Here is a 16,144-nt window from a genome sequence, read left to right on the forward strand (position 1 = left end):
CCATGAGCAGCACGACCCTCGCGCGCCCGGTCGCGACCGTGGCAGCGCCGACCGACAAGGAGGTGCAGGCGGCGCTCGCCACCGGCTTGCGCAACCGCTGGTATCCGGTCCTGCCCAGCCGCTTCGTGGAGACCGGCGGCAAGCCTGTCGGCCTGACGCGCCTCGGCGAGAAATTGGTGCTCTGGCGCGATGCGCGCGGCGCCGTCCATGTGCAGACCGATCGCTGCCCGCATCGCGGCGTGCCGCTTTCCCGCGGTCAGAATGAGGGCGACCGGCTGCGCTGCAACTACCATGGCGTGGAGGTCTCGCCCGACGGCACCGTGCTCGCCGTGCCGGGTCAGCCGGGCTGCCCGCTGGAAGGCAAGAAGGCCGTGCGGACCTGGCCCGCGGTGGAATGCGCCGACGCCATCTTCGTCTGGTTCGGCGATGCGCTGCACCAGGAAGCCCCGCCCTTCGTGCCGCCGGAACAGCTGGCGGGCGGGGCGTTCAGCAGCTTCTGCTGCTACGCCGACTGGAACGCGTCCTGGCGCTACATCTACGACAACCTCATGGACCCGATGCACGGGACCTTCCTGCACGCCAATTCCCACACGATGTATCAAGGCGACACCAGCGCCACCTTCGTCACGCGCGCCACGGAGAAGGGCTTCTTCTTCGAGAAGTCGACTCAGCGCGACGTGAATTTCGACTGGAGCGAGTTCCTCGATGACGGCGCGCTCTACGTCCGGTTGGAAATCCCTTATCCCAAGACCGGCGGGCCGGGCGGGAACTTCGGCATCGTCTCTGTCATCACCCCGATCGACGAGACGCATTCCGCCTGCTTCTTCTGGCGCTTCCGCAAGGTCGAGGGCTGGGTGCGGGACGTCTGGCGCTTCCTCTACCGCACCAAGCTGGAGCCGCGGCACTGGCAGGTGCTGGAGCAGGACCGGGAGATGATGGATGGCGTCGGTCTCGGGCTCGAACGGCATGAGATGCTGTACCAGCATGATGCCGGGCTGATCCGCCTGCGCCGCTACCTCGCACGCGAGGCGCGTGCGCAACTCGTCGAACTGCGCGCGTCGGGGCGGACGTGACGGTGCCGCCGATCGGCGTCCTCGGCGCGGGCATCGGTGGTCTCGCCGCCGCCATCGCCCTGCGGCAGGCGGGGCGGGATGTCGTTGTCTTCGAACAGGCGGCGCGCTTTGCCCGCGTCGGCGCCGACATCAACCTGACGCCCAATGCCGTGCGCGCGCTGGATGGCATCGGCCTCGGCCCCGCGCTGCGGGAGACGGCGGCACGGCCGCGCTTCCGCATCAGCCGGCTGTGGGATACGGGGGAGGAGACGTCGCGCCTCGGCATGGCGGAGGAGGCGGAGGACCGCTACGGCGCACCGCAGCTGACGCTGCACCGCGCCGACTTGATGAGCGCGCTGGAGGCCGCGCTGCCGGCGGAGGTTCTTCGCCTCGGCCGCAAGGCGGTCTCCGTGACTGAAGCCGAGAATGGCGTCACCATCGGCTTCGCCGATGGCCGCAGCGAAGTCGTCTCCGCGCTGGTCGGCGCGGATGGCATCCACTCGGTCGCCCGCGCGGCGCTGTTCGGGCAGGAGAGTCCGCGCTTCACCGGCGTCGTCGCCTTCCGCGCGGTGGTGCCGGCGGCGCGGCTGGCGGGCGTGCCCAACCTCGACAGCTTCACCAAATGGTGGGGCCCGACGCCCGAAAGCCAGATCGTCACCTTCCCGCTCAACCGCGGCCAGGACATCTTCATCTTCGCCACCACGGCGCAGGAAAGCTGGCGGCATGAGAGCTGGACGCAACCCGGCAGCGTCGAGGAGTTGCGAGGCTTCTACGCGGATTTCCATCCGGAGGCGCGGGCGCTGCTCGATGCCTGTGACGAGGTGCTGAAGACCGCGCTCTGGGAACGCGACCCGCTGCCCGAATGGTCGCGCGGGCGCGTCACGCTGCTGGGCGATGCGGCGCATCCGATGATGCCCTTCATGGCGCAGGGTGCCGGCATGGCGATCGAGGATGCGATCGTGCTGGCGCGCGCCGTGGCGGATACCAGCGACATCGAAACGGCCTTCCGGCGCTACGAGGAGGCGCGGCGTGGCCGCACGGCGCGCATCCAGCTGGGCTCCCGCGCCAATACCTGGCTGCGGGAGGCCGGCAATGCGGATTGGGTCTATGGCTACGATTCCTGGCAGGTGCCGCTTCCGGCGGACGACCGTCAGGCGGCATGAGGAGAGGGCGATGAGCATGACGATCGGGCGGCGCGGGCTGCTGGTCGCGGGGACGGCACTGGCGGTGCTGCCCGCCCGCGCGCAGGGCACGCTGCCGGATGCCTTCCCGCGGCGGCCGATCACGCTGGTGGCGCCCTTCACGCCGGGCGGGCCGGTGGATGTGCTGGCGCGCCTGATCGCGCAGGGCATCCAGCTGCGGGGCGGCGCCTCGGCGGCGGTGGACAACCGCAGCGGCGGGGCGGGCACCATCGGCATTGATATCGTGCGCCGCGCGGCGCCGGACGGCACGACGCTGCTGGTGATCCCGGCCGGCAACCTCACCATCAACCCGACGCTGATCCCGAACATCAGCTACGACGTGGAACGCGACTTCGCGCCTGTGTCGATGCTGGCCACCGCGCCCAACCTCATCGTCGCGCGGGCGGGCTTCCCCGCGAAGACCGTGGCGGAGCTTCTCGCCCTGGCGCGGGCTCAGCCGGGGCAGATCACCTATGGCTCGCCGGGTGTCGGCAGCCAGCTGCACCTGGCGATGGAGCTGTTGCGCAGCAAGGCGGGCGTCGACCTGCAGCACGTCCCCTATCGCGGCACGACCCAGGCGCTGACGGACCTTCTCGGCGGCCGCATCCAGCTGCTGGCGAGCAACCTGCCCGTGGCGCTGCCCGGCGTGAGGGAAGGGCGGCTGCAGGCCATCGCGATGACGACCGCGCAGCGCGCGGCGGAACTGCCGGATGTGCCGACGCTGGCGGAAAGCGGCTTCCCCGACATCGACGTCACCTCCTGGTACGGCGTGCTCGCGCCGCGCGCGACGCCGCCCGCCGTCGTGGCGGCGCTGGCGGAGGCGATGGAGGCGATCCTCCGCGCACCAGAGGCGGAACGCAGCATCACGGCGCAGGGCATGGTCGTGATGGCGGAGCCGCCGGCCGTGCTCGGCGCGCGCATCCGGCGCGAAAGCGCGGTCTGGGCGGAGGTGATCCGCACCCGCCGTATCACCCCGGATTGAGGAGGCAGCGAGCATGAATTTCTCGGGCGCGGATGCGGTGGTCTTTGGCGTCGCCGACATGGCGGCGGCGCAGCGCTTCCTGGAGGATTGGGGCCTCAGCCCCGTGACGATCGAGGTCGACCGCCTGGTCTTCGAGACGCAGGATGGCGGGCAGGTGATCGTCCGCCCGCAGCATGCGCCGGAACTGCCCCCGGCGATCGAGCCGGGCAATACGCTGCGGGAAGTGGTGTGGGGCGCGCCGGACCAGGCGGCGCTGGAGGCAGGGCTCGCGCGGCTGCGCGCGCATGGCGTGGCGGTGGAGGAGCGCGATGGGTTGCCGCGCGCGCGCGATCCCAATGGCCTCGGCCTTGCCTTCCGCGTCAGCCGGCGCAGGCCCGTGTCCGTCACGCCGACGCCCGCCAATGCGCCAGGCAATCCGGGGCGGATCGACCGGCGCTCGCCAGTTCATGCGAAGGCGTCGCCCATCAAGCTCGGCCACATCGTCCTGTTCGGCGCTGATTTCGCGGCGATGAGCGCCTTCTGGCGCGATGCGATGGGCTTCGTGGTCAGCGACCAGTACCCCGGCCATGGCCTCTTCCTGCGCTGCCAGATGCGGGGCGAGCACCACAACGTCTTCATCCTCAACCGGCCGGGCAAGCCGGGCGTGAACCACGTGGCCTTCACGCTGACCGACGTGCATGAGGTGATCGGCGGCGGCATCGCCATGGCGCAGAAGGGCTGGAAGACGGAGATCGGGCCGGGGCGCCATCCCATCTCTTCCGCCTATTTCTGGTACTTCCACAACCCGCTCGGCCCGCCGCTCGAATACTACGCCGACGACGATTACTGCACGGAGGCGTGGCAGCCCGGCGAATTCACCCGCAAGCCGGAACTCTTCGCGGAGTGGGCGATCGCCGGCGGCATCGATGGCACGACGCGCCGCCAGGTCGTCGCCACCGACAACAGCGGGCGCGGCCACGTGTGAACTGCATGACCCTCAAGCGCCGGGCGGCCGCTCCGCGGCCTTGGCTCGCCGCATTGGCGGCGGGCCGCAGTCGCGGCCTCGGCCGCCCAGGGGCGGCCGCCATCCGGACGTCTGGTTCCGGCTGATGACGCCTGAGTTGCGGCGCATCGTGGCGGCGGAGGCGCATCGCCGCGCCACCGGCCGCTGCCCCGTGCTGCTGCACGCGCTCGGCACCGGGGAGAGCTTCGCCATCCGGCCGGAGGCCGAAGGCTTCACCGATATGGAAAGCGGGTTGGTCGTGCGCAGCGCGCCGGATGGCACGCTGCTGGTGGGCGCCGTGCATCGACTGGCGCTGGCGGCGGAGGATGCCGTGCTGTTCCGGGGCCAGGACCTGGTGACGGCGGAACGCTTCACTGGCCGGGCGGGCGGCGGTGCCTCCGTCACGCTCTACGCGGACGGAGGCGATTTCTTCCAATACGCGGTGGTCGATCAGGCGCGCGCGTAGCGCACCGTCTCAGCCCCGCTGTCGCCGATCACGGCCCAGACGGTGCAGGGGCCGGCGCCGTCATTGCGGAACCAATGGCGGCGGCCGGCCGGCGTCAGCAGCAGGTCGCGCGGGCCAAGCACGGCCTGCACCTGCTGCCCATCCTCTTCCCACCCCACGGTCAGGCTGCCCTCCAGCACCATGAAGGCGTCCTCGACATCGCGGGCGAAGGGCTGCACGCCCGCGCCGGCCGGCACCTCCCACATCTCCTTACGGCAGGTCTCGCTGGCGACGCCGCCGGGGCCGACATAGACGCGGCGCGTGAAGCCCGCCTCCTCCCGGATCGGCGTCGCCTCGGTATGGCGGATCACCTTCTGCGCCATGATCTGCTGCAGCGGGTGCGTGCCCTCGGGATCAAGTGGCAGCGTCTTGCCCGGCGCGGCGCCGAAGGCGCGCGCCAGTGCCGGATCGGTGCCGGTCTTCGGGTGGTAGAGGTAGCGGGGCGGCAGCGGCTTGCCGACATCGACGCTGATCGACATCAGCACCGGCACCACGCCGTCGTTGCGGAAGCCATGGCCGATGTCGCGCGCGTTCAGGATCATGTCCTTCGGGCCGAGCCGAACTTCGACCACCTCGCCCTCCTGTTCCCAGCCCACGGTCAGCACGCCCTCGATGACGAGGAAGCTCTCCTCGATCTCATGCGCGTGGCAGGCGGCGTAATTGCCGACGGGCTTGTGGATCAGGCTGACGGTGAAATGCTCCGGCGCCAGCGTCCCGGCCTCCCCCACCTTGGGCGACCCGCCGGCACCGACATAGCGCATCTGGGCGCGGGCGAGGTCGGGATAGCCGCGGTTGGAGGGAAAGGCATCCCAGTCGAAGACCTTGTCGGTGTGGCGCACGATGTTGCGGCGAAGCGCGGTGGCGAGTGGCGTGGCGGGCTTGGGCGCGATGACGTTCACGGCGTTTCTCCTCATGGGAAGGTGTCACAGCGATAGCGGCGGCCGCGCGGGCAGCGTATCCTGCGTTTCATGGGTAAAACGCCGGCCGTTCCTCCCGCCGATCGCTACCTGGTGCCCGGGCTGCTGCGTGGGCTGGAACTGCTGCAACTCTTCACTGCGGAAGAACCGCGGCACAGCCAGGCCGCGCTGGCCGCGCGGCTCGGCGTCACGCGCTCCGCCATCTTCCGCATCGTCTATACGCTGACGCAGCAGGGCTTCCTGCTGCACGATCCGGCGACGCGGCTCTATAGCCTCGGCCCCGCGGTGCTGCGGCTGGGCGATGGTTTCCTGGCGGCGCGGGCGGTGCTGGAGGTCGCGCTGCCGGTGCTGGAGCGGCTGCGGGACGAGACCGGCTGGTCCGCCCATCTGGCGGTGCGGGAGGCGAGGGACGTCCTCTACCTGCTGCGCCTGCCGACGCGGCGCGGCCAGGCCAGCATCGTCCATGTCGGCAGCCGCCTTCCGGCGGAGGCAACGGCGATGGGCCGCGTGCTGCTGGCGGACCTGCCGGAGGCGGCCTTGATGGACCTTTACCGGGACGCGCCGTCCCGTCGCGCCGGCGGTTCGCTGGCGGCGCTCGCCCGGCGGGCGAGGGCGGACCGTGCAAGTGGGCTGGTGGAGCATCTCGGCAGCTTCGAGGCCGGCGTGGCAAGCCTCGCGGCGCCGCTGCGCGATGGTTCGGAACGCGTCATCGCCGCCATCAACGTGACGGCCTCGCTGGCGGAGGCCGGGGCGCCGGCCCGCCGGGACGCGGTGAGGCAGGCGCTGGTGGAGGCCGCGGCGGAGATCTCCCGCAGCCTGGGCGCGCCCGCCCCCGTCAGATCCCCGCCCGCGGCACCGACGGCGGCGCGCCGGGGGCGAAGCGCTTCAGGGTGAAGGGGGAGGGGTCCACGATGCAGGGCGCGCCCATGGCGAGATCGGCCGCCAGGCGGCCCGCGCCAGGCCCGATGCCGAAGCCATGGCCGCTGAACCCGGCCGCGACGACCAGGCCCGGCATGGCATCGACCGGGCTGATCACCGGCACCGCATCCGGCGTGGAATCGATCCACCCGGCCCAGATCCGCGCGGCCTGGATGCCCGCGAGCTCCGGATAGGCCGCCACGATCTCCCGCAGCGAGGGCTCGATGATCGACATCTTCGGTGCGGGATCGAGCACGCGCATCCGCTCGAACACCGTGGGTGCCTCGAAGGACCAGCGGCCATGCCAGGCATCCGGCCCTTCGAAGAAGGACCGGCCGAAGCGGAGTTCCACCAGCTTCCAGTTGGCGCGCAGCGCCGGCAGGAAGTGGCGGGCGTAGCGGATGCCGGCAGGCGTCAACTCCAGCCTTCCGCGCGCCTTGGCGGCGACGAGGTAGCCGCCATCGGGCAGCGGCGTCAGGATGAAGTCGGGCGTGAGCAGCGGGCCGGGGCTGACCTGCTTCGCCGGCGTGGTCGCGAAGACCGTGGAATGGACGCTTGACTGCGGCATGTCGATGCCGTGCCGGCGGAGGAACATGGAGGCCCAGGCCCCGCCCGCCAGCACCACGCATTGGCAGCGGATGCGCCCCTTTTCCGTGAAGACGCCGCTGATGCGCCCGCCGGTCGTGTCCAGCCCGCGCACCGCGCAGTTCTGGTGCAGCGAGACGCCGATTGCCCGTGCCGCGCGGGCGAGCGTCGGCGTGGCCCTCGCGGGATCGGCCCGGCCATCATTCGGGGAGACGACGCCGCCGATCCAGTCCTGCTCGTTCCCCGGCGTCAGGCGCTTCGCCTCCGCCGCGTCAATCATGCGCGCCACTGGCTGGTAGGGGCGCGCCATGTCGAGCCAGGCCTGCCAGCCCGCAAGCTGTTTCGGGTCCTTCGTGACGTAAGTCAGGCCTGCGCGCCGAAAGCGCATATCGGCGCCGATCGCCGCCGGCAGGCTGTCCCACAGCGCCATGCTGTGTTGCATGAGCGGGATCTCCCGCTCATCGCGGTTGAGCACGCGGCACCAGCCCCAGTTGCGGCTGGACTGTTCCCCGGCGACGACGCCTTTTTCGAGCAGCGCGACCGAATGCCCGGCCTTGGCGGCCGCATAGGCCGCGGCGACGCCGATCATGCCCGCGCCGATGACGACGAGGTCCACCGCCTCCGGCAGCGTGGGGTCGCTCTCGACGGTCTCGAGCAGTCGCGTGCCGACCATCAGAGGGAGACCTTCGTCTCGCCGCCGCACCAGGGGCCGTCGGACCGACGATCCGCCGCGTGCTTGCCTTGTCTCTCCGCCAGCCGAGCGTTCACGACAACCGCCTCTGCGTCCATGGGGCTTGCATCGGGATCGTCTTTCTCCCTCGGGCCCTCGCTGTCCAGAGGGTCGTGACTCAATTCTGCCTCCCGCACGCAGCAGCGAGCACATCTGCTGCGCCGCGATTGACGGGATGCACGTGCGGACAGAAGGTGATCGCGGTGGCGGAGCCAGGCGCCACCCTGGCTTGAAAAGGCGCGAGACCAAATCCGGCGCGCTGGATCGGATGGCAAGGTGCCGGCGAGCAGGATGCAGCGATGCTTGTATCTCCTTTCAGCGCGACCCGTCATGCCACAGGCACTGATGGGCTCACTCTGGCCTATGGCATTGCCTCGGCGCGCAGCCCCGGCGTCCCGCGCATCGCGTTGCTGCATTCTCTGGCGCTGGACCGGCGCTTCTGGGACGGCGTCGCGCTGGCCGTCGATGGCGAGGCCGAGATGCTGGCCTTGGATTGCCGCGGCCATGGTGCCTCCGGCCGGGATGCCGGGCCCATCCCGGTGGAGCGCATGGCCGATGATCTTGCGGCGGTTCTGGATCACGCCGGCTGGGACCGCGCGCTGATCGTCGGCTGTTCCATGGGCGGGACCATCGCCCTGGCCTTCGCGGCACGGCACGCTGGGCGCTGCACCGGATTGGTGGCGATCGACACCACCGCCTGGTACGGGCCGGAGGCGCCGCAAGCCTGGGAGGATCGGGCCGCCCGGGCGGAGGCCGGCGGCATGGCGGCGCTGCTGCCCTTCCAGCACGCCCGCTGGCTGAGCCCGGCTTTTCGCGAAGCCCATCCGGAGGTCGAGGCCGCCGCCGATGCTGTGTTCCTGGCGAATGACGTGCCGTCCTACGGCGCCGCCTGCCGCATGCTGGGCACGACGGACCTGCGGGACGCCATCACCAGTATCCGCGTGCCGACGCTGGTGATGGTCGGCGCGGAGGATGGCGCGACGCCGCCCTCGATGGCGGAGGAGATCGTCCGCCGCATCCCCGGCGCCAGGCTTCAGCCGCTGCCGGGCGCGCGGCACCTGACGCCGTTGGAACGCCCGGCGGAGATCGCGGAGGCTCTGCTGCGCATGGCGTAGCAGGCGTCACATGTTGGTCGTGGTGATCCCGCCATCCACGGCCAGCACCTGCCCGGTGACGAAGCTCGCCTGGTCGGTTGCCAGGAAGCAGATCGCCTTGGCGATGTCCTCCACCGTGCCGAGCCGGCCGAGCGGCGTGCGGGCGATTCGCTTCGCATCCTTCTCCGCCGTGCGGTGCTTCGCCGTGCCTTCCGTCGGCACGGCGGAGGGCGCGATGGCATTCACGCGGATGCCGCGCGCGCCCAGGTCCGCCGCCGCGGCGCGCGTGATGCCCATGACGCCCGCCTTGATGCCGCTATAGACGATGGAGGAGGGCGTTGCGCGCAGCCCGGCGGTGGAGGCGACGTTGACGATGCTGCCGCCCCGCGCGGGGTCCATCACCTCCGCCGCCGCCTGGATGCCCCAGATCACCGCCTTGAAGCCGATGTCGAGCATGCGCTCTACCGTCTCCGGCGCGATGTCCGGCACGGCCTGGTAGCGCACCCAGGCGGCATTGTTCACGACGATGTCGAGGCGCCCGGCCTGCTCCGCGAGCCCCAGCACCGCCTGGCGCATGCCGTCGCGGGAGGCGACGTTGCAGGCGATGCCGATGGCACGGCCACCCGCCTGCTCGATCTCCGCCACCGCGGCATCGACGAAGTCCTGCTTCAGGTCGTTCACGCCGACGATGGCACCCATCGCGGCAAGCCGCCGTGCCGTGGCTCGGCCGATGCCGTTCCCCGCGCCCGTTACCAGCGCCACGCGCCCTGCCAGCAGCCCGGCCATCGCCTGATCGTCCGTCATCGTCCCGTCCTCAATTCGCATCGATCAGCGTGGCCGCGAGCGCTTCGCGGAGCCGCGGCGCCTCGCCCTGCGCTTCCAGCGCGCGGATGCGGCGGAGGTGGCGATGCACCGGCACCTCCCAGGTGAAGCCCATGCCGCCATGGGCCTGGATGGCGCCCTCCGCGATCAGCGGCGCATGGGTGGCGGCGGCGAGGAAGGCGGCGCGACGCGCCACCGCATCACCGGGCCGCGCGGTGGCGCGCGTCAGCGCGCCGCGCATGCCCTCCAGTGCCAGCTTCTGGCGTGCCAGCAGATGGCGCATGGCCTGGTTCGCCACCAGGGGCTTGCCGAACTGCCGCCGGTTCGTGACGTGCTCCACCGCCAGCGCCAGGCAGGTCTCGGAAGCGCCCACCATGGCGGCGGCGCGCAGCGGCAGTGCCTCCTCCGCCAGTGCCTCCCAGGCGGCAGCATCGAGCCGGCAGGCCGGGTTGGCGCCGGAAAGCGCCACGCGATGCTCCGCGGCGGTCTCGTCCAGGCTGATCATCGCGGTGGCGGTGACGTCGCCGCCAGCGACCAGCGCCGCGCCATCGGGCGTGCGTACCAGTACCCAATCCGTGCCTTCGGCCATCGGCGCACGGCCGACCGTGCCGGTCAGGTCCGCCCGGGCGGTGCCGGCCCAGGCGATGGTGCCGCGCGCGCTGCCGCCGGCGATCGCTTCCGCCACCGCGGGCGCCACGGGGGCGAGGTGACGGGCGAGCAGCATCGTCTCCAGCAGCGGGAAGGCGAGGTCACCCGCGCCGGCAGCCTGCAGAACCGGCAGCGCGAAGCGCAAATCGAGCCCGAGCCCGCCGACGTCTTCCGGCGCCAGCATGCCGAGCAGCCCATCCTCCGCCAGCCGGGCCGCGATGCCAGCAGCGTGGAGCCCCGCGCAGGCGGCAACCGCGCGCGCCGCGCTGTCCGCGAATTCTGCGGGATCGAGCCCGCCCTGGGTGATGTCCATGCTCATTTCCCCCGCGGCAGGTTCAGCACGCGATCGGCGATGATGCCGAGCTGGATCTCGGTGGTGCCGGCGTAGATCGTCTCCGCCCGCGCCTGGAGGTAGATGTCCTTGAAGCGCTTCTGCGCGGCGATGACGGCGGGCGGCGCCTCCGGGCTTGCCTGAGACAGCATCTCCATCGCCAGCGAGGCGAAGCGCTGATGCGCCTCGCTCCAATGCAGCTTCATGAGGCTGCCGCGGGCACCGATCGGCTCACCCGCCACCAGCGCCTCCACCACCGGCTCGACGTTGCCCTTCACGATCTCGATGTCGATCAGCGTATCCGACAGCCGGCGGCGATAGGCGCCGTCGCGCAGCAGCGGCATCAGCGCAGCATCCTGCCGGCAGGCGGCGATCAGGTGGCGCAACTCATTCTCGAAGCGCCAGGCGCGGTACATGCGGTTGGTGGCGCGCTCAATGCCGAGCACGCGGATGGCGGCGGCCCAGCCCTCATCCGGCGCGCCCAGCGCATCCTCCTGCCCCACCGGCACGTCATCCAGGAAGACCTCGGCAAAGCCGCCCGCCTTGTCGTTGATCTGGCGGATCGGCCGCACGCGGATGCCGGGCGCGTCCATCGGCACGGCGAAGAGGGCGAGGCCCTTGTGCCGGTCCTCGAGCGGTCCGGTGCGGGCCAGAAGCAGGCAGCGCGCGGCCTTGGCGGCGCCGCTGGTCCAGACCTTCTGGCCGGTGATGCGCCAGCCCCCGCCATCGCGCACCGCGCGGGTCCGCAGCCCGGCCAGGTCCGACCCCGCCTCGGGCTCGGAGAAGCCCTGGCACCACATCTCCCGCATCTCCAGGATGGCGGGCAGGTAGCGGCGCTTCTGCTCCTCCGTCCCGATGGCCAGGATGATGGGGCCGGCCAGTTCCTTGCCGATGGAACTGACGCTTTCCGGCAAGGCGAGGGCGCCAATCTCCTGGTTCGCGATCAGGTGTTCGCGTAGCGTGCGGCCATGCCCGCCATAGGCCTTGGGCCAGGTGATCCCGGCGAGCCCCGCGCGATGCATCGCCGCTTCCCAGGCGCGGCACTGGTCGAGCGTCGGCGTCGTGTAGCCGGGCTGGTCGGCAAGCATGCCCGGGGGGACATTGGCAGCGAGCCAGTCGCGGACATGGGTGCGGAAACTCTCGCCCGTCAGTTCGGGCAGCATGCCGTCCATCATGCGGGGTGCTCCATCCGCGCGGGCAGGATGAGCGCGTCCAGCGCCACCGCGCCCTGGCCTTCCGGCCGCAGCAGCAAGGGGTTGATGTCGATCTCCGCGATGTCGGCCGCGTGCTGCGCGGCGAAGCGCGACAGCGCGGCGATGGCGGAAGCGGCGGCGCGCAGATCCGCCTTCGGCCGGCCGCGTACGCCATCGAGCACGGGGAAGGCCTTCAGGCTGCGCAGCATCGCCATCGCCTCCGCTTCCTCGACCGGGGCAGGGCGCAGTGCCACATCCTGCAGGACCTCCGCGAAGATGCCGCCGAGGCCGACCAGCACGACGGGCCCGAAGACCGGATCGCGCTTGGTGCCGAGGATCATCTCGACCCCGCCGGTCACCATGGGGGAGACGAGCATGCCCTCGATCCGCGCCGCGGGCGCCGCCGCGCGCACGCGGGCGAACATGGCGTCATGCGCCTCGGCCACGGCCGCTGCGTCGCGCAGGTCCAGCACGACGCCGCCGACTTCCGTCTTGTGGGGCAGGTCAGGCGAGACGATCTTGAGGACGACGGGGAAGCCCATGGACGTCGCCGCCGCGACGGCACCGGCGGCATCGGCCACGACCCGTTCCGGCAGCACCGGCAGGCCGGCTGCGGCCAGCGCCTGCTTGGCGCCGGCTTCGGTGGCAAGCGCCGGGAGATCGATCGTCGGGCCAGGCGCGGGCGGTGCCGGCGGCGCGGGGACGCGCCGCGCGTCCGACAGCGCGCAGAGCCCTGCCAGCGCGCGGGTGGAGGCATCGACGCCATCGACCACGGGGAAGCCCATAGCGGTCAGTTCCGCGATGGCGTCGGCAGGGCCGTGCACGGCGAGCATGACGATGCGGTCGGGATGCTTCTCCCGCACCGCGCGCAGGGTCGGCATGTAGATGGCGCGCAGCCGGGGCAGGTAGAGCGACGCGGACAGCAGCAGCAGCAGCGCGTCGCAGCCATCATCCTCCAGCAGCGCGGCCAAAATCTCCGCCAGGATCTCCGGGCGGCTCGACATCTGCGCCGTCGCATCCACGGGATTGCGGGGCGAAGCGTAGGGCACGACGGAGAGGATGCGACTCTGGGTCGCCTCGCTGGGAGAGGGCAGGGCGAGCCCGGCCGCGCTGGCGGCATCCGCCAGCATCACGCCGAAGCCGCCGGAGGCGGTCAGCAGCATGGTGCGGCGGCCGGCCGGCAGCCTGTCGCCCAGCACGGCGGCGGCATGGCCCAGGTCGAGCAGCGCTTCGACGCTGTGCACGCGCACCGCGCCGGCGCGCTTCAGCACCGCATCCGCCACGGCATCCGACCCCGCCAGCGCCCCGGTATGGGATGCCGCGGCGGCCTGGCCGGCTTCGGAGGCGCCGATCTTCAGCACCACCACAGGCTTGCGGGCCTGGCGCGCCTCCTCCAGCGCCGCGATCAGGCGCGGCGCGTCGCGGCAGGTCTCCAGCACGCAGAGGATGACGCGCGTCGCCGGATCGCGCGCGAGATAGGCGATGCCATCGGCGATATTGACGTCGCATTCATTGCCCGTGGTCAGGAAGCGGCTGACGCCGATGCCACGTTCCCGCGCCAGCAGCATGGTGTAGCTGCCGATATTGCCACTCTGCGAGGCGATCCCGATCGGCCCCGCCTGCGGCATGCCGGCTTCCAGCACGACGGAGAAGGTGGCGATGCTACGTTCCGCCATGCTGGCGGCTCCGAGGCAATTGGGACCGAGCACGCGGATGCCGGTGCGGTGCGCGATCTCCCGCAGCCTGGCCTGCAGCGCTTCGCCTTTCTCGCCCAGTTCGGCGAAGCCGGAGGAGAAGATGACGGCGGCCGCGACACCCTTGGCCGCGCAGCCTTCTAGTGCATCGGGAGCGCCTTCCGCGGCGACGGCGATGATGGCGAGGTCGGGCACCTCGGGCACCGCCTGGATGGTGGGATAGGCGGGCAGGCCCTGCACCTCCGCCGCGCGGGGGTTCACGGGGTAGATGGCGCCGGGGAAGCCGAAGCGGCGCAGCAGCTCCACCGGCCTTCCGCCGATCTTGGTGGCATCCTGCGAAGCGCCGATGATGGCGATGGAGCGCGGAGCGAGGATGGCGCCGAGGCCGGCGCCGAGCAGCGGCATGGCTCAGCGCCCCTTGAAGTTCGGCTTGCGCTTCTCGACGAAGGCCATCCGCGCCTCCTTCGCATCCTCGGTGCGGGACAGCGCCACGGTGAAGTTCTGCTCGAAGCGATAGGCGTCGCGCTGCGGCATGAGGTCCACCATGTTGGCGGAAGTCTTGGCGTAGTTGACCGCCAGCGGGCTCTTGCCCGCGATGCGCGTCGCCATGCGCATGGCTTCCGGCAGCAACTCCGGCAGCGGCAGCGCGGCCTCCACGATGCCACGGCGGTAGAGCTCGGCCCCGGTCAGCCGGTCGCCCGTCAGCATCAGGCGCCGCATGGTGGACCGGCCGAAGATGGTGCGCAGCATGGCGCCGCCGCCGGCCAGGCCGACATCGATCTCCGGCATGCCGAAGACCGCGTCCTCCGCCACGAAGTAGATATCGCAGGCCGCCATCAACCCGAGCCCGGCGCCGAGGGCCGCGCCGTTGACCGCAGCGATGACGGGCTTGGCGCATTCGCGGATGGCGTTGCCCGTCTCCCGCGTCACGCGGTTATGTGCGTGGTAGGCGCCCGTCCGGGTGGGATCAGGGCGGTCCTTAAGGTCCGCGCCGGCGCAGAAGGCGCGGCCGGCGCCGGTGAGAACGGCCACGCGGATGTCGTCGCGTTCCGAGATGGCGTCGAAGGTCTCGATGATCGCGTCGCGCAGCGCGCGGTTCAGCGCGTTCACCGGCGGGCGGTTGAGCGTGACGAGGGCGACATGGTCCGTGACCTCCAGAGTCACGATATCCTCAGCCATGCTCGTTCCTTCCCCCTCTTTGCGGCTGTCCTGGCGGCGGCTTGTCCGGTCGACCGGACTGTCCGATCGGTCAGTCCCCGATCTTCTAGGCCATCGCCATGCGCCGGCGCAAGCCATGCGGACCGCAGAAGTCCTTCATTGACCGATTGGTCAGCCAGGTCCTATCCTTCGGTCTGTAGGAATTCGCGATGGGAAGCGGTCCCTCGCCCCCGTGTCGCCGCGAGGTTCAAGGGCGGCCCCAGGGTGGCACCACGTGCGCCGTTCCCTCGACGGCGCAGGGCGGTTCAGTGCGGGCGGCGCGATCGGAACGGTAAGCATCAAGCCCGGAACAACGGGCGGCGCAGGTGGAGGACGACAGGATGAGCGATCTCACGAGGCGGCAGGCACTGGCCGCCAGCGCGCTGGGCCTTGCCCGGCCGGCACAGGCGCAGTCGAACTGGCCGGAACGACCCGTCCGCCTCGTCGTGGCCTTCTCGGCAGGCGGGGAGCCCGACATTCTGGCGCGCGCCATGCAGCCGGCCATGCAGGAGGCTCTGGGCCAGCCCGTGGTGATCGACAATCGCCCTGGCGCGTCCACCCTGATTGCGACGGAGCATGTCGCGCAGTCGCGGCCGGATGGCTATACGCTGCTGCTGACCTCCTCCACCACCTTCGCCGTCAATCCGCATCTCCTCGCGCGGCTGCCCTACCGGCTGGAGCAGTTCCGGCCGGTGACGCAGCTGATGCGCGCGCAACTCGTGCTCTACGCCAATCCGCGCCTGCCCGTGGGCAGCCTGGCGGAGTTGATCGAATATGCGCGCCGGCAGCCCCACGGCATCACCTACACCACCACACTTCGGGGCGGCGTCGCGCATCTGGCGGGCGAGCGCATGAAGCAGGTGACAGGCCTGTCGATGACGGATGTGCCCTTCCGCGCCAGCACGGCGGCGGCGCAGGCGTTGATTCGCGGCGATGTCGATGTCGGCTTCGATGGGCTTGCGACCTACGCCGGCATGGTGCGCGCCGGGGAGATCCGCGCGCTGGCCATCACCGGGGAGAGGCGGGCGGAGGCGATGCCGGATGTGCCGACCTTCGCCGAAGCCGGCTTCCCCGACCTGGCGCAGGGCTACTGGTACGGCCTGTTCGCACCGGCCGGCACGCCGGATGCGGTGATGGCGCGAATCCTGGCGGCGACGCGCGCGGGGCTGCGCGGGGATTCGCTGACGGCCCAGATGGTTGCCATGGGCGCGACGATGGAAGAGATCGAGCCCGTGGCCTTCGAGCGGCTGCTTGCCGCGGAGAGCGACCGCTGGGGCGGGCTGATCCGCAGTATCGGCCTCAGGCTGGAATAG

15 protein-coding genes are annotated in these 16,144 nt (G+C 71.3%); 8 read left to right on the forward strand and 7 right to left on the reverse strand.

Going from position 1 to position 16,144, the window contains the following annotated elements; translation table 11 throughout:
• Nucleotides 1–2: 2 nt before the first annotated feature.
• From G3576_RS06810 to G3576_RS06830, 5 genes are all read left to right on the forward strand, one after another.
• A complete protein-coding gene (locus tag G3576_RS06810) occupies nt 3–1,073 on the forward strand; it encodes an aromatic ring-hydroxylating dioxygenase subunit alpha (protein WP_164693597.1) in 1,071 nt (356 codons plus the stop codon).
• Complete coding sequence (locus G3576_RS06815) at nt 1,070–2,215, forward strand: FAD-dependent monooxygenase (protein ID WP_328728587.1); 1,146 nt, start codon at nt 1,070–1,072, stop codon at nt 2,213–2,215. Before G3576_RS06810 ends, G3576_RS06815 begins: the two co-directional genes overlap by 4 nt.
• A 10-nt stretch (nt 2,216–2,225) precedes the next feature.
• On the forward strand, nt 2,226–3,215 hold the full coding sequence (locus G3576_RS06820) for a Bug family tripartite tricarboxylate transporter substrate binding protein (RefSeq protein WP_164693598.1): 990 nt from the start codon (nt 2,226–2,228) through the stop codon (nt 3,213–3,215).
• Nucleotides 3,216–3,228: 13 nt separating this feature from the next.
• On the forward strand, nt 3,229–4,179 hold the full coding sequence (locus tag G3576_RS06825; protein ID WP_164693599.1) for a VOC family protein: 951 nt from the start codon (nt 3,229–3,231) through the stop codon (nt 4,177–4,179).
• A 124-nt stretch (nt 4,180–4,303) separates the two neighbouring features.
• A complete protein-coding gene (locus G3576_RS06830; protein WP_164693600.1) occupies nt 4,304–4,663 on the forward strand; it encodes a hypothetical protein in 360 nt (119 codons plus the stop codon).
• On the opposite strand, the gene G3576_RS32525 is transcribed toward G3576_RS06830, so the two are convergent.
• Complete coding sequence (locus tag G3576_RS32525; protein ID WP_328728590.1) at nt 4,648–5,601, reverse strand: cupin domain-containing protein; 954 nt, start codon at nt 5,599–5,601, stop codon at nt 4,648–4,650. The two genes, G3576_RS06830 and G3576_RS32525, sit on opposite strands and share 16 nt — an antisense overlap.
• Before the next feature lie 69 nt (nt 5,602–5,670).
• Between G3576_RS32525 and G3576_RS06840 the strand changes: the two genes are divergently transcribed.
• Nucleotides 5,671–6,513 (forward strand): IclR family transcriptional regulator, encoded by an 843-nt coding sequence (locus G3576_RS06840; protein ID WP_164693602.1) that lies wholly within the window; start codon nt 5,671–5,673, stop codon nt 6,511–6,513.
• Here the strand turns inward: G3576_RS06840 and G3576_RS06845 are convergent.
• A complete protein-coding gene (locus tag G3576_RS06845; RefSeq protein WP_164693603.1) occupies nt 6,455–7,795 on the reverse strand; it encodes an NAD(P)/FAD-dependent oxidoreductase in 1,341 nt (446 codons plus the stop codon). The two genes, G3576_RS06840 and G3576_RS06845, sit on opposite strands and share 59 nt — an antisense overlap.
• 464 nt (nt 7,796–8,259) lie before the next feature.
• Between G3576_RS06845 and G3576_RS06850 the strand changes: the two genes are divergently transcribed.
• Nucleotides 8,260–8,967: an alpha/beta fold hydrolase gene (locus G3576_RS06850; protein WP_164693604.1), complete on the forward strand. Its 708-nt coding sequence runs from the start codon at nt 8,260–8,262 to the stop codon at nt 8,965–8,967.
• Between the two features lie 6 nt (nt 8,968–8,973).
• On the opposite strand, the gene G3576_RS06855 is transcribed toward G3576_RS06850, so the two are convergent.
• From G3576_RS06855 to G3576_RS06875, 5 genes are read right to left on the reverse strand one after another with little or no spacing between them, the layout of a single operon-like run.
• Nucleotides 8,974–9,750 carry an SDR family NAD(P)-dependent oxidoreductase gene (locus G3576_RS06855; protein WP_207622696.1) on the reverse strand — a complete coding sequence of 259 codons (777 nt, stop codon included), beginning with the start codon at nt 9,748–9,750 and terminating at the stop codon, nt 8,974–8,976.
• A 10-nt stretch (nt 9,751–9,760) separates the two neighbouring features.
• Nucleotides 9,761–10,729 (reverse strand): acyl-CoA dehydrogenase family protein, encoded by a 969-nt coding sequence (locus G3576_RS06860; RefSeq protein ID WP_164693605.1) that lies wholly within the window; start codon nt 10,727–10,729, stop codon nt 9,761–9,763.
• A gap of 2 nt (nt 10,730–10,731) precedes the next feature.
• On the reverse strand, nt 10,732–11,922 hold the full coding sequence (locus G3576_RS06865) for an acyl-CoA dehydrogenase family protein (protein ID WP_164693606.1): 1,191 nt from the start codon (nt 11,920–11,922) through the stop codon (nt 10,732–10,734).
• Nucleotides 11,919–14,039: an acetate--CoA ligase family protein gene (locus tag G3576_RS06870; protein ID WP_164693607.1), complete on the reverse strand. Its 2,121-nt coding sequence runs from the start codon at nt 14,037–14,039 to the stop codon at nt 11,919–11,921. The genes G3576_RS06865 and G3576_RS06870 overlap by 4 nt, the downstream gene beginning before the upstream one ends.
• Nucleotides 14,040–14,042: 3 nt before the next feature.
• Nucleotides 14,043–14,813: an enoyl-CoA hydratase/isomerase family protein gene (locus G3576_RS06875; protein ID WP_164693608.1), complete on the reverse strand. Its 771-nt coding sequence runs from the start codon at nt 14,811–14,813 to the stop codon at nt 14,043–14,045.
• 359 nt (nt 14,814–15,172) lie between these two features.
• On the opposite strand from G3576_RS06875, the gene G3576_RS06880 reads away from it, so the two are divergent.
• On the forward strand, nt 15,173–16,144 hold the full coding sequence (locus G3576_RS06880) for a Bug family tripartite tricarboxylate transporter substrate binding protein (protein WP_164693609.1): 972 nt from the start codon (nt 15,173–15,175) through the stop codon (nt 16,142–16,144).

The sequence above is a fragment of the Falsiroseomonas algicola genome (assembly GCF_011040385.1).
Taxonomy (GTDB): domain Bacteria; phylum Pseudomonadota; class Alphaproteobacteria; order Acetobacterales; family Acetobacteraceae; genus Falsiroseomonas; species Falsiroseomonas algicola.